At 73.5% G+C, this 20,840-nt stretch carries 17 protein-coding genes; 4 read left to right on the forward strand and 13 right to left on the reverse strand.

What is annotated here, in order from left to right; all coding sequences use genetic code 11:
* Window positions 1-46: 46 nt before the first annotated feature.
* The 8 genes from atpB to prmC form a co-directional block, all read right to left on the reverse strand.
* Window positions 47-847, reverse strand: coding sequence for a F0F1 ATP synthase subunit A (atpB, locus tag C6W10_RS23140; protein ID WP_107260459.1), 801 nt, complete (start codon window positions 845-847; stop codon window positions 47-49).
* Window positions 848-859: 12 nt separating this feature from the next.
* A complete protein-coding gene (locus C6W10_RS23145; protein ID WP_107260460.1) occupies window positions 860-1,090 on the reverse strand; it encodes an AtpZ/AtpI family protein in 231 nt (76 codons plus the stop codon).
* A 217-nt stretch (window positions 1,091-1,307) separates the two neighbouring features.
* The gene (locus tag C6W10_RS23150) at window positions 1,308-1,823 is read right to left on the reverse strand and encodes a hypothetical protein (protein ID WP_369936832.1); all 516 of its coding nucleotides are present in this window, start codon (window positions 1,821-1,823) and stop codon (window positions 1,308-1,310) included.
* Entirely contained in the window at window positions 1,816-3,135 is a 1,320-nt protein-coding gene (glyA, locus tag C6W10_RS23155) for a serine hydroxymethyltransferase (protein WP_304598401.1), read from the reverse strand. The genes C6W10_RS23150 and glyA overlap by 8 nt, the downstream gene beginning before the upstream one ends.
* 127 nt (window positions 3,136-3,262) lie before the next feature.
* On the reverse strand, window positions 3,263-5,614 hold the full coding sequence (locus C6W10_RS23160) for a transglycosylase domain-containing protein (protein WP_107260462.1): 2,352 nt from the start codon (window positions 5,612-5,614) through the stop codon (window positions 3,263-3,265).
* Window positions 5,615-5,878: 264 nt separating this feature from the next.
* Window positions 5,879-6,496, reverse strand: a complete 618-nt coding sequence (locus C6W10_RS23165; protein ID WP_107260464.1) for a phosphotyrosine protein phosphatase — start codon at window positions 6,494-6,496, stop codon at window positions 5,879-5,881.
* Complete coding sequence (locus C6W10_RS23170) at window positions 6,497-7,141, reverse strand: L-threonylcarbamoyladenylate synthase (RefSeq protein WP_107264210.1); 645 nt, start codon at window positions 7,139-7,141, stop codon at window positions 6,497-6,499.
* 59 nt (window positions 7,142-7,200) lie between these two features.
* A complete protein-coding gene (gene prmC, locus C6W10_RS23175) occupies window positions 7,201-8,142 on the reverse strand; it encodes a peptide chain release factor N(5)-glutamine methyltransferase (RefSeq protein ID WP_199853731.1) in 942 nt (313 codons plus the stop codon).
* 175 nt (window positions 8,143-8,317) lie between these two features.
* On the opposite strand from prmC, the gene C6W10_RS23180 reads away from it, so the two are divergent.
* Window positions 8,318-9,877 carry a GGDEF domain-containing protein gene (locus C6W10_RS23180; RefSeq protein WP_107260465.1) on the forward strand — a complete coding sequence of 520 codons (1,560 nt, stop codon included), beginning with the start codon at window positions 8,318-8,320 and terminating at the stop codon, window positions 9,875-9,877.
* 30 nt (window positions 9,878-9,907) lie between these two features.
* Here C6W10_RS23180 and prfA read toward each other — a convergent pair whose 3' ends face one another.
* A complete protein-coding gene (gene prfA / locus C6W10_RS23185) occupies window positions 9,908-10,996 on the reverse strand; it encodes a peptide chain release factor 1 (RefSeq protein ID WP_107260467.1) in 1,089 nt (362 codons plus the stop codon).
* Window positions 10,997-11,101: 105 nt separating this feature from the next.
* Window positions 11,102-11,326 carry a 50S ribosomal protein L31 gene (rpmE, locus tag C6W10_RS23190; protein ID WP_107260468.1) on the reverse strand — a complete coding sequence of 75 codons (225 nt, stop codon included), beginning with the start codon at window positions 11,324-11,326 and terminating at the stop codon, window positions 11,102-11,104.
* 233 nt (window positions 11,327-11,559) lie between these two features.
* Here rpmE and C6W10_RS23195 point away from each other — a divergent pair, with 233 nt between their 5' ends.
* Window positions 11,560-12,666: an RNA ligase gene (locus tag C6W10_RS23195; RefSeq protein ID WP_234361391.1), complete on the forward strand. Its 1,107-nt coding sequence runs from the start codon at window positions 11,560-11,562 to the stop codon at window positions 12,664-12,666.
* A gap of 59 nt (window positions 12,667-12,725) precedes the next feature.
* A complete protein-coding gene (locus C6W10_RS23200) occupies window positions 12,726-13,625 on the forward strand; it encodes an AAA family ATPase (protein WP_107260470.1) in 900 nt (299 codons plus the stop codon).
* A gap of 205 nt (window positions 13,626-13,830) precedes the next feature.
* On the opposite strand, the gene C6W10_RS23205 is transcribed toward C6W10_RS23200, so the two are convergent.
* Together C6W10_RS23205 and C6W10_RS23210 are read right to left on the reverse strand one after the other, a co-directional pair.
* Complete coding sequence (locus C6W10_RS23205; RefSeq protein ID WP_107260472.1) at window positions 13,831-17,295, reverse strand: phosphodiester glycosidase family protein; 3,465 nt, start codon at window positions 17,293-17,295, stop codon at window positions 13,831-13,833.
* A gap of 68 nt (window positions 17,296-17,363) precedes the next feature.
* On the reverse strand, window positions 17,364-17,747 hold the full coding sequence (locus C6W10_RS23210; RefSeq protein ID WP_369936835.1) for a winged helix-turn-helix transcriptional regulator: 384 nt from the start codon (window positions 17,745-17,747) through the stop codon (window positions 17,364-17,366).
* 71 nt (window positions 17,748-17,818) lie between these two features.
* Between C6W10_RS23210 and C6W10_RS23215 the strand changes: the two genes are divergently transcribed.
* Complete coding sequence (locus C6W10_RS23215) at window positions 17,819-18,703, forward strand: NAD(P)-dependent oxidoreductase (RefSeq protein WP_107260476.1); 885 nt, start codon at window positions 17,819-17,821, stop codon at window positions 18,701-18,703.
* 80 nt (window positions 18,704-18,783) lie between these two features.
* On the opposite strand, the gene rho is transcribed toward C6W10_RS23215, so the two are convergent.
* Window positions 18,784-20,805, reverse strand: a complete 2,022-nt coding sequence (rho, locus tag C6W10_RS23220; protein ID WP_107260477.1) for a transcription termination factor Rho — start codon at window positions 20,803-20,805, stop codon at window positions 18,784-18,786.
* Window positions 20,806-20,840 lie beyond the last annotated feature (35 nt).

Genomic DNA, 20,840 nt, shown 5'->3' on the forward strand with positions numbered 1-20,840 from the left:
CAACGGGTGTGCGGTTGTGTGCGGGTCGGTGTTCGTCGGGTGCGGCTCAGTGTTCGTCGGCGAGCGCGCCCTGCACGTAGCTGGCGGTCAGCACGGTGAAGATGTAGGCCTGCAGGACGATGACCAGCGCCTCCAGGAAGGTGATCGCGATCGACACCGCCCAGGAGAGCAGCGAGATCGGCTTCAGGAAGAACGAGTCCGCGTTCAGCAGGACGAAGCCGCCGAGGGTGAAGACCAGCAGGATGATGTGTCCGGCGAACAGGTTGGCGAACAACCGCAGCGCCAGCGACACCGGCCGGGCGATGAACGTGGAGAACAGTTCGATCGGAATCAGCAGCGGCTGCATGAACCACGGCGCCGGCGGCATCAGCGAATGCTTGAAGAACTTTGCGAAACCGTGGTGCCGGATGCCCACCCAGATGAACATCACGTAACTGATGATCGCCAGGAACGCCGGAAACGCGATGTGCGCCATCGGCGAGATCTGCACGAACGGAATGATCTGCCACAGGTTGTTGATGAAGATGAAGAGGAAGAGCGTCGTGAGGTACGGCGCGAAGGCCACACCCCGGTGACCGATCATGTCGACCGCGATGTTGTTCCGGACGAATCCGTAGATCGACTCGGCGATCCACTGGCCCTTCGTCGGCACCAGCTTCGGCTTCCGGTACGTGACCAGGAAGAAAATGATCAGCAGCGCGACGCCCAGCCAGATCAGCGCGGTGAACTTGGTGATCCAGTATGAGTTGTGCGCGCCCCACGGCACGATGCTCGGCAGAAAGAAGTCTTCCACGCTGGGTGGAAACGGAACTTCGCCCTCCGCGAGGACGACCGACTGTCCGATCACCGCGTCCCTTCCCTAGCTAGGGGTGCCCAGCCGGCGAATGACCAGGTAAACGCCCCCGGCCCCGCCGAGCAGGAACCCGATCCCGGTGGCCAGGCCATCGGTTTCGAGCCACTGGTCGACCAACCAACCGATGAAGCCCCACACCGCCAGACCTCCGATGAGGTAGGCCAGCGCGGTCCAACCCTCGCCGGCTTCGGGAGCACCCGAGCCGCCGGGGGGTTGGGGGGTTTGGTCACCGGTCATGACGGCCGAACGATATCAGCCGGGGATACGAGGCTGTGCCTCACCCCCCGCACAACGTGGTTGTGTGGGCCGGTGGGCGGGCGCGTCGTCTGTGGGCACGCTACTCCGGTTCCGCCACCGGGAAAATGACCGATCACTGACAGTTTCCTGTGCCGTCCCGTGCACGGGACTCGGCCCAGGTCCGCCCCGAGGTGGGTGACCTGGATCACGCCCGGGATCACCCCTGCGGCGGGCGGTGCGTCCGTACGGCGTGCACGGTGACGATCCACCAGATGTTCGCGCCGGTCCAGGCCACCACACCGGCGACGACGCCCCAGCCGAACGGTTCCAGCCCGGCCCAGCCCCGGCCGGCGACCCCGGCCATCACCACACCGAGCACGCTGAACTTGGCGATGTACATCGCCACGCCGAACGGCAGCACCAGGGCCGGGTTGACGGAGTCGGCCCAGGCGATCACCAGCGTGGAGGCCAGATAACTCACCGTCACCACCCCGACCCCGGCCGCGGCCCCGGCCGCGCCGATTCCACCGCCGAGCAGCGCACCGAGCGCGGTGGCGAGGAGGAGCAGCCCGACCGAGGCGCCGAGCACCACCGGCAGGTGGGCCAGCCGCCAGTGCCGGTCCGCCGCGCCGGGACCGGCGGCCGGGGTCGGCGAGCCGGCGGGGGCGTCCGGAGCGGTCAGGTCCGGCTCCGCCGGCCGGTCGGCCACCTCGACCGGCTCCCGCTCAACCACGGGGGTACGCCGGGAACGCGGCCACCAGATCGGCGACGTCGGCACGGATCTCCGCCAGCGCGGCGGTACCGCCGGGCGCGGCCGGGTCGGTCCGGACGGCGCGGGAGATCAGGTCGGCGATCCGGCGCATCTCCGCCACCCCCATGCCCTGGGTGGTGACGCTCGGGGTGCCGACCCGGATGCCGGAGGCGACCATCGGCTTCTGCGGGTCGTACGGGATCGCGTTCTTGTTCAGGGTGATCGCGGCGGCGTCGCAGCGCGCCTCGGCGTCCCTACCGGTGATCCCGACCTCGCCCAGGTCGATCAGCGCGAGATGGGTGTCGGTGCCACCGGAGACCGGACGCATCCCCTCCGCGGCGAGGGCGGCGGCCAGCGCCTGCGCGTTCGAAACCACCTGGGCAGCGTACGCCTGGAAGGCCGGAGACGCCGCTTCGCGCAGCGCGACCGCCTTGGCCGCCACCGAATGCATCAGCGGGCCGCCCTGGGTGAACGGGAAGACCGCCTTGTCGATCCGTTCCGCGAGTGACTCCCGGCACAGGATCATCCCGCCCCTCGGCCCGCGCAGCACCTTGTGGGTGGTGGCGCAGACCACGTCGGCGTAGGGCACCGGGGACGGGATCGCCCGCCCGGCGACCAGCCCGATGAAGTGCGCCGCGTCCACCATCAGGTAGGCGTCGACCTCGTCGGCGATCTCCCGGAACCGGGCGAAGTCGATCAGTCTCGGGTACGCGGTGGCGCCGCAGATGATCATCTTGGGCCGGTGTGCCAGGGCCAGCTCGCGTACCTCGTCGTAGTCGATCAGCTCGGTGTCCCGGCGCACCTGGTAGCCGACCGGGGCGAACCACTTGCCGGAGAAGTTGACCCGGCTGCCGTGGGTCAGGTGGCCGCCGTGCGGCAGGTCCATCGCCAGCACCGTGTCGCCGGGCTGCACCAGCGCGGCGTACGCGGCCAGGTTGGCGCTCGCCCCGGAGTGCGGCTGGAGGTTGGCGTGCTCGGCCCCGAAGAGTGCCTTGGCCCGGTCGATGCCGATCTGCTCGGCCCGGTCCACCTCGGCGCAGCCGCCGTAGTAGCGCCGGCCCGGATAACCCTCGGCGTACTTGTTGGTCAGGGTCGAGCCGAGCGCCGCCAGTACCGCCGGAGAGGTGAGGTTCTCGCTGGCGATCAACTGCAACCCGCCGCGCAGCCGGTCGAGTTCGTCCAGCAGCACCTCGGCGATCTCCGGATCGGTGCCGGCCAGCTCGTCGAAGTCCGGCCCCCAGAAGGTCGGCTCCCCCGCACCGGGCCGACCTGCCCGCTCGATTAGCTCGCTCACCCCGGCACCTTCTCGTCGCGCTCGGCATTGGGCCGGCTCCGAGTCTATGGGGGCACCCGGGAGGACGCCCGACGACCTGCCGGCACCCGCCGACGAGTCGGGGCCGCTCAGCCGGGGGCGGGGCCGCTCAGCGGGACGTGGGTGGGGGCGGTGCCGGCGGCGTCGGCCTGGGTACGACCCCCGGCCGGGGCGAGGTCGGCACCGGGCGTACCGGACGCGGCACGGTGGCGGTGGGCCGGGGCGGGACCGGCGGCGGCGTCGGCCGGGGTACCACGGCGGTGGGCGCCGGGGCCGGCGGCGTCGGCACGGGCGCCGGCACCACCGGGGCCGGGGCGAACGGGTCCGGCCCCGGCCCGGCCGGGGCGGGACCGAGGTCGTCCGGGCCGTCACCGAAGGCGATCTCCCGCCCCGGCGGGGTGAAGTCCCGCCGGGGGCTGCCCTTCAGCGCGGTGGCCATGGTGGTGGCGACCGCCGCGATGACCTTCCGCTGCACCGGCTGGCCGACCGCGTCACTCGGGTCGTCCGGGTTCGCGGCGATGGCCGCCGCCGCGAGCTGCGGGGTGAAGCCGACGAAGGTCTCCGTGGCGTACCCCTCCGCGCTGCCGGTCTTGCCGGCCACCGGCTGGTCGCCGAGGATCCTCGTCACCTCGGGCGCGCTGCCGCCGTCGCACTGGGCGTACGCCGACTGGCCGCCGACCGGGCAGCGGGCCGCGTCGGTCGCCGCCCTCGCCACCTCCGCCCTGAGCATCTTTCCGCAGCTCGGTGCGGCGGCGGGCAGCGCCCGGCCGGTGGCGTCGACGATCGAGAGCACCGGCAGCGGCTTGCAGTACGTCCCCTCGGCCGCCAGCGTCGCGTAGGCGTTCGCCAGGTCCAGCGGCGTGCTGGCGGAGACCCCGAGGGTGAACGCCCCCCAGCCCTCCGCCCCGTACGTGGCCAGCCGCGCGTCGTTGTCGGCCCGGAACACGATGCCCAGCCGCTCGGCCATCCGCACCACCCGGTCCGCGCCGATTCGCTGTTGCAGCGCCACGAAGTAGGTGTTGACCGACCGCCCGAAAGCGGTCCACATCGTGCGGTGGCCGTTCATCCACTCCGGGTTGGCGTTGGCCGGGCACCAGTAGCCGCCGCACGCGTTCGGCCCGTCGACCGGATAGCTGGTCACCAGCCGGGACGGTGCCAGGTAGCCCGAGGCCAGCGGCATCCCCTCCTCCAGCGCGGCCAGCATGGTGAAGATCTTGAACGTGGAGCCGGCCTGGTAGCCGTCGATGCCGCCGCCACCGGCGATCAACTGGTTGACCGTGTTCGGGTGGTTGCGCTGCCCCCGGGGGTTCGGATCGAGCGAGTAGTGCCGGTTGACCGCCATCGCGAGTACCCGGCCGGTGCCGGGCTGCACCACGGCCATCGGCGCGGCCCGGCGGTCGGCGTAGTCGTAGACGGTCAGGGTCTGCCGCAGCGCGGTGGCCTGGATCGCCGGGTCGAGCGAGGTGGTGATCCGGTAGCCGCCCCGGCGCAGCGTCTGCTGCCGCTCGTCGACGGTGAGCCCGAACGCCGGGTTCGCGTTCCACCACTGCCGGAAGTAGTCGCAGAAGAAGCCCCAGTCGGAGCGCCCGTCCGGGATGCCGGCGCAGTCGTTCGGCTCGGCGCCGGGCCGCAGCCTGATCGGCTCCGACTGGGTACGGGTGGCGGCCTCGGCGGAGATCACCCCGGTCTCCGCCATCTGCCGCAGTACGTAGCCCCGGCGGGCCAGCGCGGCCTCCGTGTCGCCACCGATCGGGCTGTCCGTCTCCGGCGAGCGGACCAGCCCGGCCAGCAGGGCCGCCTCGGCCAGGGTCAACTGCCCGGCCGGCTTGGAGAAGTACCGCTGGCTGGCGGCGGCGACGCCGTACGCCCCGGCACCGAAGTAGGCGATGTTCAGGTAGCGGCTGAGGATCTCGTCCTTGCTGAGCCGGCGCTCCAGCGCGAGCGCGTACCGCATCTCCTGGATCTTGCGGCCGGCGCTGGTCTCGGTCGCCTCGGCACGCTGTTTCGCGGTGAGTCCGGGGTCGCTCTTGAGCACGTTGCGGACGTACTGCATGGTCAGCGTCGAGGCGCCCTGCCGCACCTCGCCACCCACCCGGTTCGCCACGGCGGCCCGGAGTACACCCTTCAGGTCGACGCCGCCGTGCGAGTAGAAGCGGGCGTCCTCGGCCGCCACCGTCGCCTGCCGCATCACCTCGGCGACCTGGGACAGCGGCACGTTCGTCCGGTTCTCGTCGTAGAACGAGGTGATCGGGGTACGGCCGTCGGCGGCGAAGAGGTAGGAGCGCTGGGCGGTCGGCGGGGTACGCAGGTCCTGCGGCAGGTCCTCGTAGCGGGCGCCGATCGACTTGAGCCCCACCGCCGCCAGGACCGAGGCCGGCAGCGCGGCGGCGGCCAGGATCGTCCCGGCCAGGATTCCGGCCAGGGTCAGGGTCCAGAGCTGGTTCAGCCGCAGCCGGAGCATGCGGTACCTCCCGGGCGGGACAGCGATCGACGCGACCCGGACAAACGGCCGGGCTCGGGGACTCCGTCAGCCTGACGGCTGATTTCGGGCGCCGCACCCGTTTCACGGCAAACCGGTTCAGATTCACAAGCCGGAGTGACCACGGCGGAATCTCCCCCGCCGCAGGGCGGGCCGCGCCCGCGTCAGGGCGGGCCGCGTCGCCTCAGGGCGGGCCGTGCGCGCGTCAGGGCAGCCGCGTCGCCTCAGGGCAGGCTGCGCCCCGGGTCAGGGCAGCAGGACGGCGGCGAGCGGCCGGACGGCGTCCTCGATCTCGTCGGCGACCCGGCTGAAGCACTGGTCGCCCCGGCCCCACGGGTCGTCGAGGTCGTCGCCGGGCAGCGGGGACGACCCGCTCCGGGCCGCCGCCACCGCGGCCACCAGCGCGGTGCCCCGGGCGTAGACCGCGTCCGGGTCGGCCAGGTCGGCCGGGGGCAGGACCGCGGCGTCCACGGTGGGCAGCAGCCGGCCGAACTCGCCGAGCACGAAGGTGCGGTCGGCGGCGTCGGGACGCAGCGCCACCACGTATTCCTGCTGGTCGGCGGTTGCCGTCAACACCAGGTCGGCCGCGTCGATGTGCTCCGAGCGGAGCTTGCGGGCGCCGAAGTCGGCGACGTCCCCGCCCCGGGAGCGCACCTGGCGGGCGGCCGGCGGGTTCATCTCCTCACCCGCGTGCCAGCCGCCGGTACCGGCGCTGTGGCTGTGCACCAACCGGTCGGCGTCGTCCGCGTCGTCCGCGCCCCGGCGGGCCAACCGTTCCCGTACGGCCAGCGCGAGCAGCCGCTCCGCCATCGGCGACCGGCAGATGTTGCCCAGGCAGACGTGCAGGACCGTGAACGGCGGCACTCAGGTCACCTGGCCCTGGATGTCCGGTACGACGTCGCGGAGCTTCTCCAGCGGGATCGCGCCCTGGCGCAGCACCCGGGGCACCTCGCCGGTCACGTCGACGATGGTGCTCGGCACCGGCTCCGGACAGGGCCCGGCCTCCAGGTAGGCCCGCACCGCGTAGCCGAGCTGCTCGCGCGCCTCCTCGGCGGTCACCGCCGCCGGCTGGCCGGTCTTGTTCGCCGACGAGACGGCCATCGGCCCGGTCTCCCGGAGCACCTCCAGGGCGACCGGGTGCAGCGGCATCCGCACCGCGACCGTGCCGGCGGTGTCGCCGATGTCCCACTGGAGGCTGGGCGAGTGCTCGACGACGATCGTCAGCGCGCCGGGCCAGAACGCGTCGGCCAGGTCCCGGGCGGTGCTCGGCAGCATGAAGACCAGCCCGTCCAGCGTGCGCCGGGAGCCGACCAGCACCGGCGGCGGATGCTGCCGGTCCCGACCCTTCGCGTTGAGCAGCGCCTTGACGGCGTAGGGGGTGAACGCGTCCGCGCCGACCCCGTAGACCGTGTCGGTCGGGATCACGACCAGCTCGCCGTTCTTGACCGCCTCGACGGCCGCGGCGATGCCTCGGTCACGGTCCGCCAGCGACCGGCAGTCGTAGAGCATCACGAGGAGCCAGTCTGCCACGCCGGAGCGCCCACCGTGGCACGGGGACTTCCGGCCGGTTACGGGACGGCGTCGGCCCGGCGGGCGGTGGCGAAACGGGGCCGCCCGACCAGGTCGGGATGGTCCGCGATCTCGACGAACCGGCCGTCGGCACGCAGCAGCTCCGGAACCGCCGTGCCGTGCGTGTCGTCGTGCTCCACCCCGAAGACCCCGCCGGGGCGCAGCAGCCCGGCCGCCCGATCGAGTACCAGCCGGATCACCGCCAGCCCGTCCGGGCCGCCGAAGACCGCGTCCGCCGGGTCGTGCCCGGCCACGTCCGGGGGTACCGGGGTGCCGTCCGGCACGTACGGCGGGTTGCAGAGCAGCACGTCCACCCGGCCGGCGTACCCGGCCAGCAGCTCCGGGTCGGCGACGTCCCCGGCCACCACCTCGATCGGCGGGTCGCCGGCAGCGGCCCGCTCGGCGGCGTTGCGGCGCAACCAGTCCAGCGCCGCCGCGGACCGCTCCACCGCGACCACCCGGGCCGCCGGCACCTCCCCGGCGACCGAGAGCGCGATCGCGCCGCTGCCGCTGCACAGGTCGACCACCAGCGGTCCCGCCCCGGCCGGGTCGCTGCCGGTCCCGGGTCCGCCGAGCCGCCGGGCCTGCTCGACGCCCCAGCCGGCCAGCAGTTCCGTCTCCGGCCGGGGCACGAAGACCCCGGGGCCGACCGCCAGCTCCAGGTAGCGGAACGCCGCCGAGCCGAGCAGGTACTGCAACGGCTCGTGCCGGGTACGCCGCTCGACCAGCTCCGTCAGCCGGTCGTACTGCTCGCCGGTGAGCGGCCCGGCCACGGCCAGCGCCCCGCGCGACACGCCGAGGACGTACGCCACCAGAAGCTCCGCCTCGGTCCGGGCCGGCCCGACGCCGGCCCGGGCCAGCGCGGACGTCGCCGCCGCGACCGCGACCGACGGTCGGGTCCGTTCTGTCGCTTCACGGGGATGCCGGGGAATACGCGTCACGACATAATCATGAAACGTCGGCCGGGAATCATCGCGTCGCGGGCGCGTTTCCGACCCGGATCGACTGGGTGCTCAGACCGGTCGAGCGTCCCCGGAGGGCACCGTGCCTCCGGGCGACCGGTCGGCTCCTCGACTTTCGCGGGGGTCTGGCTGGCGACGGCGATGGAGGTTGTGCGTGAGTTGGCTCGACCGGGTCGGTGACCGGGCCGAGGAGTTGAGACACGCCCGTTCCCTGATGGAGAGCAGCCGCTCCGCCGAGGCGTGCCTGGTCTTCGAACGCGTGCTCGACACCACCGACGACCCGTACTCCCGGGCCGAGGCGTTGCTCCAGCGACTCTCCGCGATCCTCAACCTGGGCCGCACCGCCGAGTACACCCGGGCGGTGGAGCAGGCGTTCGACGCCGCCCGGGACCTGCCCGACCCCTACCTGCACGGCCACCTGCACGCCCTGGCCGCGCTGGCCGCGCACAATCAGGGCGCGCTGGACCGCTGCGTCACCCACCTGGTCCGGGGCGCCCGGGCGCTCGGCTCGGTGGACGAGCCCGACCGGGAGACCGCCTGGGGCTGGCACGACCTGGCGATGGCCTACTCCTACCTCGGCTTCCACGGCTACGCGCTGGGCGCCATCGAGCGGGCCCGCCGGCTGGGGCTGGCCGTCGGCATCCCCGAGGAGACCTTCGCCGCACCCGGCATCCGGCTGCGCAACGCGGTCGCGCTGGACCACCACGGGGACAGCGACGGCTGCCTGCGGGTGCTCAGGGACGTCGGCGCCGACCTGGAACGCTTCGTCGGGGCCGGCACGGCGGGCCGGTTGCGGCCGAGCGGCCGGGCGGCGTACGGGTACGCGCTCGCCCGGCGGGCCGCCCTCGGCGCCACGACCGGCCGGTCGGCCGTACCGGAACTCGACCCCGACCGGCTGCTCCGCGACGGCGGGGACAGCGCGCGTACCCGGGACATGCGGCAGCTCGGCGGGGCGTGCCTGGCGATCGCCGCCGGCCGGCCCGCCGAGGCGCTGGCCCGGCTGGAGACGGTGCACGTCTCGGCCGAGACGCTGGGCGCGGCCGAGCACGCCCGGCTCTCCAGCCTGGCGTACGCCGGGGTCGGCGACCACGCGGCGGCGCACCGGGCCGACCGGTACGCGTTCCGGCTGGCGACCCAGCGCAACGACCGGCTCCGGGACGTCTACGTCGACGGCATCGCGGCCCGGATCGAGCACGAGGAGATGCGCCGGGAGGCGGTCCGGCACGAGGGCGAGGCGCTGACCGACCCGCTCACCGGGCTGCCGAACCGCCGCCGGTTGGAGCGGTACGTCGCCGGGATGGCCGGCCGGGGCGAACGGGCCGTGATCGGGGTCTGCGACCTCGACGGTTTCCGGGCGGTGAACACCGCGCACGGCCGGCACTGCGGCGACCTGGTGCTGCAACGGATCGCCGGGGTGATCAACCGGGTGATGCGGCGCGGCGACTTCGTGGCCCGGTACGGCGGCGACGAGTTCGTGGTGGTGCTGCCCGGCGCCGGGATGGCCGAGGCGGGTGAGGTCGGCCGGCGGATCAGCGCGGCGGTCGCCGCCGAGGACTGGGAGTCGATCGTCCCCGGCATCCGGGTCGGGGTGAGCGTCGGCTTCGCCGAGGTGCACGGCTCGGGCGCCGGGCCACGGGACGCGCTGCGCGCCGCCTTCGAGCTGGCCGCCGGGGAGCGACCGCAGGCCGCGACCGGGCCGGCGACGGCACGCTGAGCGGGTGCCGGCGGCGCCACCGGGCGCGGCTCAGCGGCGGGACAGCTCCGTCTCGCCGGCCAGCCGGGCCGAGCGGTCCGCCTCGGCGAGCGCGTCGAGCACCCCGTCCAGCTCACCGGCGAGCGCCAGGTCGAGGTTGTACGCCGTGTAGCCGATCCGGTGGTCGGTGATCCGGTTCTGCGGGAAGTTGTACGTCCGGATCCGCTCGGAGCGGTCGACGGTACGCACCTGCGAGCGGCGGGCGTCCGAGGCGGCGGCGTCGGCCTGCTCCTGCGCGTTGGCCAGCAGCCGGGCCCGGAGGATCCGCATCGCCTGTTCCCGGTTCTGCAACTGGGACTTCTCGTTCTGGCAGGAGACCACGATCCCGGTCGGCAGGTGGGTGATCCGCACCGCCGAGTCGGTGGTGTTCACCGACTGGCCGCCCGGCCCGGAGGAGCGGAACACGTCGATCCGCAGCTCGTTCGGGTCGATGGTGACGTCGACGTCCTCGGCCTCCGGCAGCACGAGTACGCCGGCCGCGCTGGTGTGGATCCGCCCCTGCGACTCGGTGACCGGCACCCGCTGCACCCGGTGTACGCCGCCCTCCCACTTGAGCCGGGACCAGACCCCGTTGCCGCCCTCCGGCACCCCCTTGGCCTTCACCGCGAGCGAGACGTCCTTCACCCCGCCCAGGTCGGAGTCCTGCGCGTCGAGCACCTCGGTCGCCCAGCCGTGCCGTTCGGCGTAGCGCAGGTACATCCGGAGCAGGTCACCGGCGAAGAGCGCGGACTCCTCGCCGCCCTCGCCCGCCTTGATCTCCAGGATCACGTCCTTGGCGTCGTGCGGGTCGCGCGGGATCAGCAGCTCGGCGAGCCGGCCCTCCAGCGCGGGCAGCGTCTCGGCCAGCGACTCCGCCTCGGCCGCGAACGACGGCTCCTCGGCGGCGAGTTCGCGGGCGGCGGCGAGGTCGGCCCGGGCCTGCTCCAGCTCACCGGCGGCCTTGTGCAGCGGGGTCAGCTCGGCGAACCGTCGGCCCACCCGGCGGGCGGTGGCCTGGTCGGCGTGGATCGCCGGGTCGGCGAGGCGCCGTTCCAGCTCCGCGTACTCGTCGAGGAGCCGGGCCAGCCGGTCGCCGCTCATGCTCGTACTCCCTCTGCTCCGAACGCGGATGGTGGAAGGGACCGGGAAACGGCACGACGGCGCCCGCCCCCGGCGACGAACCGGAGGCGGGCGCCGTCGACGCGGCTACTTGCCCTTCTTGGCCTGAACCTTGGCGTACTTCTGCTGGAACTTGGCGACCCGGCCGGCGGTGTCGAGCACGCGCTGCTTGCCGGTGTAGAACGGGTGGCAGGCGCTGCAGGTCTCGACGTGGATCGAGCCGCCCTTCGCCGTGCTGCGGGTCGTGAAGGTGTTGCCGCACGAGCAGGTGACCTCGGTGGACACGTACTCGGGGTGGATGTTGGGCTTCATGTCGCCTCGGTCCTTTCGTGGGTGGTCGCCGGGTCGCCCTCGGCATCCGTCAGCCACGCCACGACACGGGTGTCGCGGAGCGATGGCGGACTCGGGCGGGAACCGGAACCGGTGGCCGACTGACCAGTGTGCCATGCCGGCTGGGCCGGCCCGAAATCGGGCTGCACACGTGATCCGTGACGGTTAACGTCACTGCTCCCTCTCGCATTCCCGCCCCGCCGGAAGGCACACCCGTGGTCACCCCCGCGTCCGATTCCGCCCTGCTCGCCCCGGTCACCCGGCTCGCCGACGTCGTCGACCCGGCGGCGCTGGCCGCCGCGCTCGCCGACGGCCACGTCCGGGTCCAGCGGCATCCGGAGCGCCCGCTCGCGATCTACAACTACACCGAGGCGTGCACCTACGGCGGAATCTGGACACCGGTGACGGTGGCCTGTCGAGGGCTGATCGTGGACGAGTCGACCGGGGTGGTCGTGGGGCGGCCGTACCCGAAGTTCTTCAACCACGACCAGCCCGGCGCACCGGCGCTCCGGCCGGACGCGCCGGCGGTGATCACGGACAAGGCCGACGGGAGCCTCGGCGTGCTGTACCCGGACGGCGCCGGCTTCGCGGTCGCCACCCGGGGCTCGTTCGCCTCCGGCCAGGCCCGGCACGCCACCGCCGTGCTCCGCTCCCGCTACCCCGACTTCACCCCGCCGCCGGGGCGGACCGTGCTGGTCGAGATCGTCTACCCGGCGAACCGGATCGTGCTGGACTACGGCGGTCTGGACGACCTGGTGCTGCTCGGCACGGTGGAGATCGCCAGCGGGCGGAGTTCCGGTCCGGAGGCGGTGCCGGACTGGCCCGGTCCGGTGGTCGAGCGGCTGCCGCACCGCACCCTGGCCGAGGCGCTGGCTGCGCCCGCCCGGGACGGTCGGGAGGGGCTGGTGGTGCACTGGCCGGACAGCGACCAGCGGGTCAAGATCAAATACCCGGAGTACGTCCGGCTGCACCGGCTCACCTTCGGGCTCAACGCCCGGCTGGTCTGGGAGTACCTCGTCACCGGGCAGGACCTCGCGGCCCGGGTCGCGCCGCTGCCGGACGAGTTCCACCGCTGGGTCGACTCCGTCGTGGCCGACCTGACCGCGACCGTCGAGGCCCGGGCCGCGAAGATCGAGCAGGCGTACGGTGAGATCGTGGCCGAACTGCCCGCCGGATGGAGCCGACGCGACTTCGCCGAGCGGGCCGCCCGGCACCCGGAGCGCAGTTTCCTCTTCCTGCGCCTCGACGGCCGCGACTACCGTCCTCACCTCTGGCAGCAGGCCCGCCCGCCGGTCGAGTGGACGCCACAGCAGGCCGGGTGAACCCCCGACGTGCGGCCGCGAAGGATCATGATGGGTGCCGGGCGGAGCGAGGAGAGAGCATGACCCGACTGATCGTCACCCGCGGGCTGCCCGCCTCCGGGAAGACCACCTTCGCCCGGAAGCTGCAACCCGGCGTCGTCCGGGTCAACCGCGACGACCTGCGCCGGATGCTGCACGGCGAGCGGCTCTTCACCCAGTGGGCCGAGGGCCAGGTCACCGTCGTGCAGCGGGCCCAGGTCGAGGCGCTGCTCCGGGCGGGCGCGGACGTCTGCGTCGACGACACCAACCTGCGGTCCCGGACCGTGCGGGACTGGGCGCAGCTCGCCGCCCGGTTCGGCGCCGCCTTCGAGGTGCACGACTTCACCGACGTACCGGTGGACGAGTGCGTCCGCCGCGACGCCGAGCGACCCGAGCAGGACCGGGTCGGCGAGGAGGCGATCCGGCGACTGCACGAGCGCTACCTGGCCGGACGGGCCCTGCCGCTGCCGGTACCGACCGTCGAGCCGGGCGGGCCGGCGGCCGTCTACACCCCGCCGTCGGACGAGGTGCCGGAGATCGTACTGGTGGACATCGACGGCACGGTGGCGCTGATGGCGGGGCGCAGCCCGTACGACATGACCCGGGTCGGCGAGGACCTGCCCAACACCGCCGTCATCTCGGCGGTCCGGGCCATGCACTCGGCCGGCTACGGGGTGGTCTTCTGCACCGGGCGGGACGCCTCCTGCCGGGAGCAGACGCAGCGGTGGCTGGCCGAACACGTCGACGTGCCGTACCTGGCCCTGCACATGCGGGCCGTCGGCGACCAGCGCCGCGACTCGGTGGTCAAGCGGGAGATCTTCGACCGGGAGATCCGCGACCGCTACCGGGTGGTCGGGGTCTTCGACGACCGGATGCAGGTGGTCAAGATGTGGCGCGGCCTCGGCCTGACCGTCTTCCAGGTCGCCGAGGGCGACTTCTAGCCCGCAGCCCCGGTGAATCGGGTCGTCGACCTGGACGTCAAAGGCGCTACCCGGCGTCGGTAGCGCCTTTGACGTCCAGGTCGAGCCCGCGCGCCGCGCGTGGCCCGATCCCGGTCGGACCCGGCGGGTGGCGCGGCATCCGCAGAGCGGGTGGCGCGGCATCCGCAGGGCGGGTGCGTCGGGCTGGCGGCGGTGCCGCGCCGAACTAGCGGCGGGTGAGCGGGATGGTGGCCCGGGCGGTCGCCCCGTTGACGGTGACGGCGAGTTGGACAGCGTCGCCGGAACGCAGCCCGGTCAGCCGGCCGGTGGCCGGGTCGAACCAGGCGGCGTGCCACGGCCGCAGGCCGCGCACCGGTCCGATGTGCAGGTTCGCCGATCCGGACCAGTCGGCCGAGAGCGGGGCGGCGACCGGTACCTGCCGACCGCCGGGCTGGGTCACCGTGGCGGTGACCGCGACCGCCGAACCGGCCGGCAGGGTCGCCGGGGCGGCCAGGGTCAGCCGGTCCACGTGCGCCCGGGTCTGCGCGCTGACCCACTCCGGCCCCTCGGCCAGCGGGTCGCGCCGGGCCGCCGCCGCCTCGGCCGGCGACACCGGGTCGACCCCGAACATCGTCCAGCCGCTGAACCCGCCCAGGTGCGGCGCGGTCGACGGGTTCTTGCCGGCGTTGCCGTTGATCAGGTACGGCACCCCGTCGACCCGTTCGGCGGAGAAGCTGCCGACGTGCGCGCCGACGAAGAGTGCGCCCTTGCCGGTCTCGCGCTGGAACTCGGCGAGCCACCGCTCCAGCAGTGCCGCCTCCTTGCGGTCGCCGAGCTGGCTCGCCCTGGCCGGCGTCGGGTCCCGGGGCGCGTGGTGCTCCACCAGCACCACCGAGCCGACGGCCGGGTCCCGGGCCGCACCGTCCAGGGCGGTACGCAGCGCGAGTACCTGCCCGAAGCCGCCGCCGCGCAGGCTGCCGGTCGAGGTGTCCAGGGTGACGAACCGGGTCCGGGTGCCGCCCCGGCGCGGGCTGTGGTCGAAGACCCGGTACGTCTCGCCGAAGACCGACCGGAAGTTGCTGATCGGGGCCCCCATGATCTCGTGGTTCCCCGGCACGTAGTGGTACGGCAGCGTACCGCCCAACTCCTCGTCCAGGATCCGTTTGGCCAGCGCGAAGTCCTCCGGATAGGCGGTGTCCACGAAGTCCCCGTTGATCACCAGGAAGTCCGGCCGGGCGGCCTTCACCTCGCGGAGCGTACGGCGGGCCTGGGCGACCAGGTCGCTGTCCGGGTTCGCCGCCACGAACTGCGCGTCGGAAAGGACGGCGAAGCGCCAGGGCGCCCGGTCGACGGTGCCGTCGGTCAGCACCACCCGGTCGGTACGGAGCGGCTCGGCCGGCACCTCCACCTCGGCGGGTACCCGGGCGACGATGTCGTCGATCACCACCTCCCCGGTGTACGCCGCCGCCGCGTCGGTCTCGGCGACGTAGAACCGGCGGATCCGCACCGGATAGACCACTCCGGCTGGTACGGCGAGTTCGACGTAACGCCAGCCGGTCCAGTCCAGGTAGGGGCCGCGCAGTACGTGCTGCTGGTCGAGGGCGTCGTGCAGGTGCAGGCTGGGCCACTCGCCGTTCCCGTTGGCGTGGATCCACATCCCGAACGACTGCGGCTGCCCGGCCACCGGGATGTACGCGGGCGGGTCGGCGTACGCGGCGCGGGTGCCGGTGGACTGGCCGAAGTCGTACGCCAGCTTCAGGCCGGTGCCGGTGCGGCCCGGCACCGGGGTGGCCGAGCCGGTGGCCCGGGCGGCGCTGAACCGCCAGCTCGCCGCGTCGTCGAACATCGCCACCGGTACGTCGGTGAGCCCGACCGTCACCGGCAGCACGGTGCTGGCCGCGCCGACCCGTACCGTGACCAGCCCGGCACCATTGTCCACTTTGGCCCTCACCGCGAGGGTGCCGTCGGCGGCCGGGGTGACCTCCAGCAACTCCCGGTCGTAGTCCAGGCGCAGGTCGGCCGCCTCGATCGGCGCGGTGTTCCCCTCGGCGTCGTAGCCGACCACGCCGAACGACCCGGTGCCGCCCGCGCCGGCCAGCCCGACCCGGTCCACCGTGCCGTCGATCCGGGCCAGCGGGCCGAGCACGGTCAGCGGCAGTGCACCCTTCGCCCGGCCCCGGGACGCGGTCACGGTCACCTCACCGGACCGGCGGGCCCGGAAGACTCCGGCGGAGTCGACCGTGCCCCGGGACGCCGGTTCGGCCCGCCAGCCCGGCGCGCCGGCCGCCGGGCCGTAGGTCTCGTCGTAGCCGGCCGCCGCGAGCCGCCGGGTCAGCCCGGGAAAGACCCGGTCCGGGCGTCCGCCGCGCACCGGCCCGACGCCCGGCGCCGCCACCGGGTCGAGCAGGGTCTTCACCCAGTACGCCCGGAGCCGCCCGCTCCCCTGCGGCGCGTACAGCGCCAGCCCGTTCGGCACCGGCCGCTCGGAGCCGTCCGACGGGCTGTTCTCGACCCGGACAGCCGGCTGGCCGGGCTCCCGGGCGAGCAGCGTCGACGAGCCCCCGCCGTCGAGGTTGAGCGCGTCGTGCGCGCCGAGTTCGGTCATCATCCGGCCCAGTTCGGTCAGGGTCACGCCCCGGCTGTCCGCCTGCCGTCCGTCCACTGTGAGCAGATACATCTTCCGGCCGTCGGCGGAGAACCCGACCGCGGTCCGGGGTTCGGGGTTGACGTCACCGATCTCCTGCGGCACCCCGTCCCGGACCAGTACCCGGTTGCCGCCGATCGCGGCGCGCAGCGTGCTGCCGTCGGAGGGCTTCGGCGCGTACCGGAGGTCGACCGGGTCGCCGGGACGGAGCGCGGCGAGCGCGTCGGCGCCGGCCTCCCGGCCGAGCAGTACCGTCGTGCCGGCCGGGATCGGGCCGCTGCCGGCGGCGGGGGTGACGGTCGCGACCCGGCCGCCGACCAGGGTGACCTCGCTGACCCGGGTGGCGCCCTCGACGGCCCGGGTCCGGGGGTAGGAGCCCCAGAGCGGGGTGAAGACGCCGATGCCGCCGGCCGCGACCATGTTGTTGAACTGGGTCAGCGTCACCGGTCCGGCCGGCAGGGTGGCGGTGCCGTCGAAGTGCACCTGGACCACCCGGCCCACGCCCTCGGCGGTCACCCCGACCGCCTCGTGGTGCCCGGCGACCGGCGACTGGACCAGCTCACCGGCCCGGATGCCGATGCCCTGGGCCGCGCCGGAGTTGTTGATGTCGAAGAAGTCGCCGTTGACCGCGGCCACCGCACCGGCCCGGTCGACCGCCCGGCGCAGCGGTTCGGCCCTGGTGACCTCGCCGGAGTTGACGTAGTCGACGCCGACCCCGCCGGCCAGGTCGGCGGTGAGCGCGTCGGCCCGGAGCCAGCCGTTGGCGTCGTACCGGTCGAAGGAGGTCAGGTCGAGGCCGGGGGCGACCGGCCGGGTCCGGGTGTCGGTGACGATCCCGTCGGTGGCGGCGGCCGGGACCGGCGCGGACGACGGCGCCGGGTACGACGAGGCGGCCGGGGCCTCCTCCGGTGCGGTGCCGACGGCCGGTAGCGGCCGGGACGGCGCGGACACCGGTTCGGCGTACGCCGGGACCGGCCCGGCGAGGGTGAGGGACGGCACCAGGAGCAGCAGCCCGGCGAGGCGGGCGGATCGGCGGCGGGTCACCATGCCCGGTAGTCAACCCGACGACGTATAGAAGTTTCAATAGTTGCCGGTTGAACCGAAGGAAAATTCCATCAACCGCGGTCGGCGGGATATCCGGCGCCGAGGACGTGCTCCCGGCCCCAGGCGCCGAGCGGCTCCAGCGCCGCGTTCAGCGAGACACCGAGCGGGGTCAGCGAATACTCCACCCGGGGTGGCACCTCGTCGTACACCTCGCGGTGCACGATGCCGTCCGCCTCCAGCTCCCGCAGGTGCGAGGCGAGCACCTTCTCGGTCACCCCCGGCACCAGCCGGCGCAGCTCACCGAAGCGGCACACCTGCTCGCCGAGGGCCCAGAGGATCAGCACCTTCCACTTGCCGCCGACCACGGCCATCGCCGCGTCGATCCCGCAGACGTACGCCCCGGGCGCTCCCGGTCGCCGTACCGTCGACATCGCCACCCCCTCCCACCAGCTCACTAACCCCGGGGTAACCACCCACTTCGCTGTGCGTACTTGAGCGGTCCGCGGGCGGCGGCAAGTCTACGAGCATGGAAGAGAACACCGCCGCCGTGCAGACCCCACTGACCCTGCTCGGGCTCGGTGCCATGGGTACCGCACTCGCCCGCGCCTGGCTCGCCGCCGGACACCCGCTGACCGTCTGGAACCGCACCGCCGCCCGAGCCGAATCGCTCGGCGCCGAGGGCGCCACCGTCGCCCGCACCGCCGCCGAGGCGGTGGCCGCGAACCGGCTCGTGGTGGCCTGCCTGCTCGACGACGCCTCGGTCCGGCAGACGCTTGCCGACACCGACCTGACCGGCCGCGACCTGGTCAACCTCAGCACCAGCACACCCGGCCAGGCCCGCGCCCTCGCCGACTGGGCGCAGCGGCGCGGCGCCCGGTTCGTCGACGGCGGGATCATGGCGGTACCCCCGATGATCGGCGTCGAGGGGTCCGGCGGCTACGTCTTCTACAGCGGCTCCACCGACCTCTTCGAGACCCACCGGGACGTACTGGCCGTGCCGGCCGGCACCCGGTACGTCGGCGCGGATCCCGGCTTCGCCGCGCTGCACGACGTGGCACTGCTCAGCGCGATGACCGGGATGTTCGCCGGGGTCGCGCACGCCTTCGCGCTGATCCGCCGGGAGGAGATCCCGCCGAGGGACTTCGCCCCGCTGCTGGAGGGCTGGCTCACCGGGATGGCCCCGTTCGTGCGCCTGACCGCGGCACAACTGGCCAGCGGCGACTACGTCACCGGTACCGAGTCGAACCTCGCGATGATGGTGGCCGCGAACGAGACGCTGCTGAACACGGCCCGGGAGCAGGGGGTCGGCACGGAACTGCTGACGCCGTACCTGGACCTGATGGCCCGCCGGCTCGCCGACGGGCACGGCGCGGAGAGCGACACGGGCGTGATCGACCTGCTGCTCCGCTGAACCGGCCCGGAAACGCACAGCGGGGCCCGGCCGAACTCGGCCGGGCCCCACCAACGTGCCCTTGAGGATCTCGCCGGGTGTTACTCCCCCGGCGTCGACTTCGCGATCTGCATCAGGAACTCGATGTTGGTCCGGGACTGCTTGAGCCGGTCCAGCAGGAGGTCCAGCGCGGCCTGCGAGTCGAGCGAGTGCAGCACCTTGCGCAGCTTGTGCGTGATGGCCAACTCCTCCGGGGCCAGCAGGATCTCCTCCTTACGGGTGCCGGAGGTGTGGATGTCGATGGCCGGGAAGACCCGCTTGTCGGCGATCTTCCGGTCCAGCTTCAGCTCCGCGTTACCGGTGCCCTTGAACTCCTCGAAGATGACCGTGTCCATCACGGACCCGGTCTCCACCAGCGCGGTGGCGAGGATGGTCAGCGAACCGCCGTTCTCGATGTTCCGCGCCGCGCCCAGGAACCGCTTCGGCGGGTAGAGCGCGGTGGAGTCGATACCACCGGACATGATCCGACCACTGGCCGGCGCCGCCAGGTTGTACGACCGGCCGAGCCGGGTCACCGAGTCGAGCAGTACGACCACGTCGTGGCCCAGCTCGACCAGGCGCTTGGCCCGCTCGATCGCCAGCTCGGCGACCGTGGTGTGGTCCTGCGGCGGACGGTCGAAGGTGGCCGCGACAACCTCGCCCTTGACCGAGCGCTGCATGTCGGTGACCTCTTCGGGCCGCTCGTCGACGAGCACGACCATCAGGTGGCACTCGGGGTTGTTGTGGGTGATCGCGTTGGCGATCGCCTGCAACACCATGGTCTTACCGGCCTTCGGCGGCGACATGATGAGCGCCCGCTGACCCTTGCCGATCGGCGTCACCAGGTCGATGACCCGGGTGGTCAGGATGTGCGGCTCGGTCTCCAACCGGAGCCGCTCCTGCGGGTAGAGCGGGGTCAACTTGTAGAACTCGGGACGCCGCTTCGCCTCGTCCGGGTCCATCCCGTTGATGGTGTCGAGCCGGACCAGCGGGTTGTACTTGTCCCGCCGCTGCTCGCCGTCCCGGGCCGCGCGTACCGCACCGGTGACCGCGTCACCGCGGCGCAGGCCGTACTTCTTGACCTGGGACATCGACACGTAGACGTCGTTCGGGCCGGAGAGGTAGCCGGTGGTCCGGACGAAGGCGTAGTTGTCGAGCACGTCGATGATGCCGGCCACCGGTACGAGGACGTCGTCCTCGTTGACCTGAGGCTCCCGGCCGCCGCCGCTCTCGCCGTTCTCCGCCCGCTCGCCCCGGCCCCGACGCCGGTCGCGGAAGCGGCTCCGCCGGCTGCGCCGGCCGCCGCCCTCGCCGTCGTCGTCGCCGTCGCTGTCCCGGTCCCGATCCCTGTCCCGGTCCGTCGAACGGTCCCGGTCCGCCGAACGCTGTCCACGGTCGTTGCGCGACTCGCCACGCTCGCCCCGGTCACCCCGCTCGTTGCGGTCCCGGCCGTTGCGCGACTCGCCCCGGTCCGCGCGGTCGCCGCGCTCGCCACCGTCGGTCCGCTCGGCACCGTCGGTCCGCTCCGCGCGGTCACCGCGCTCGGCCCGCTCCGCGCGGTCACCGCGCTCGGCCCGCTCCGCGCGGTCACCGCGCTCGGCCCGCTCCGGACGCTCGTTCCGCTCGTTGCGCTCCGTCGGCGCCGCGGTCTCCACCTCGGCGGTGGCGGCAGCGGTCCGGCTGGACCGGCGGGACGTCCGGGTCCGACCCTCGCCGCCAGCGGCGGCGGGCACCTGCTCGGCGGCCCGACGCTCACCGTCCGGCCGGTCGGCGCTGTCCCGCACCTCGGCCCGGACCTCTTCGCGAGCCGGCGCGGCAGCGGCCGACACCTCGGCACGCGGGCGCGGCGCGCCGCCGCCCGTGCTGTTGGTGGCACCAGCCTGCCGTTCCGAGATGGCGGCGATCAGCTCGCCCTTGCGCATCCGGGCCGTACCGGAGATGCCGAGCGACGCGGCCAGGCTCTGCAACTCTGGCAGCAGCATCGCCGACAGCCCGGTGCCGGTCCGCCGACGACGGGTGGCGCCGGTGGTGGCTTCGCCAGCGACGTTGGAAACATCCGACGTCACGTCGGTGGTGTCGCTCAATGGATTCCTTCCCTCGATAAGGCCGGGGCTGCCCG

Origin of the sequence: Plantactinospora sp. BB1 (genome assembly GCF_003030385.1) — a bacterium.
Lineage (GTDB): Bacteria > Actinomycetota > Actinomycetes > Mycobacteriales > Micromonosporaceae > Plantactinospora.

What these genes read in the sequence shown, in the direction of transcription:
- C6W10_RS23145 (WP_107260460.1), bottom strand. Translation starts at nt 1,090, where the DNA reads ATGACCGGTGACCAAACCCCCCAACCCCCCGGCGGCTCGGGTGCTCCC.
- C6W10_RS23160 (WP_107260462.1), bottom strand. Translation starts at nt 5,614, where the DNA reads ATGCTCCGGCTGCGGCTGAACCAGCTCTGGACCCTGACCCTGGCCGGA.
- C6W10_RS23170 (WP_107264210.1), bottom strand. Translation starts at nt 7,141, where the DNA reads ATGCTCTACGACTGCCGGTCGCTGGCGGACCGTGACCGAGGCATCGCC.
- prfA (WP_107260467.1), bottom strand. Translation starts at nt 10,996, where the DNA reads ATGAGCGGCGACCGGCTGGCCCGGCTCCTCGACGAGTACGCGGAGCTG.
- rpmE (WP_107260468.1), bottom strand. Translation starts at nt 11,326, where the DNA reads ATGAAGCCCAACATCCACCCCGAGTACGTGTCCACCGAGGTCACCTGC.
- C6W10_RS23200 (WP_107260470.1), top strand. Translation starts at nt 12,726, where the DNA reads ATGACCCGACTGATCGTCACCCGCGGGCTGCCCGCCTCCGGGAAGACC.
- C6W10_RS23205 (WP_107260472.1), bottom strand. Translation starts at nt 17,295, where the DNA reads ATGGTGACCCGCCGCCGATCCGCCCGCCTCGCCGGGCTGCTGCTCCTG.
- C6W10_RS23215 (WP_107260476.1), top strand. Translation starts at nt 17,819, where the DNA reads ATGGAAGAGAACACCGCCGCCGTGCAGACCCCACTGACCCTGCTCGGG.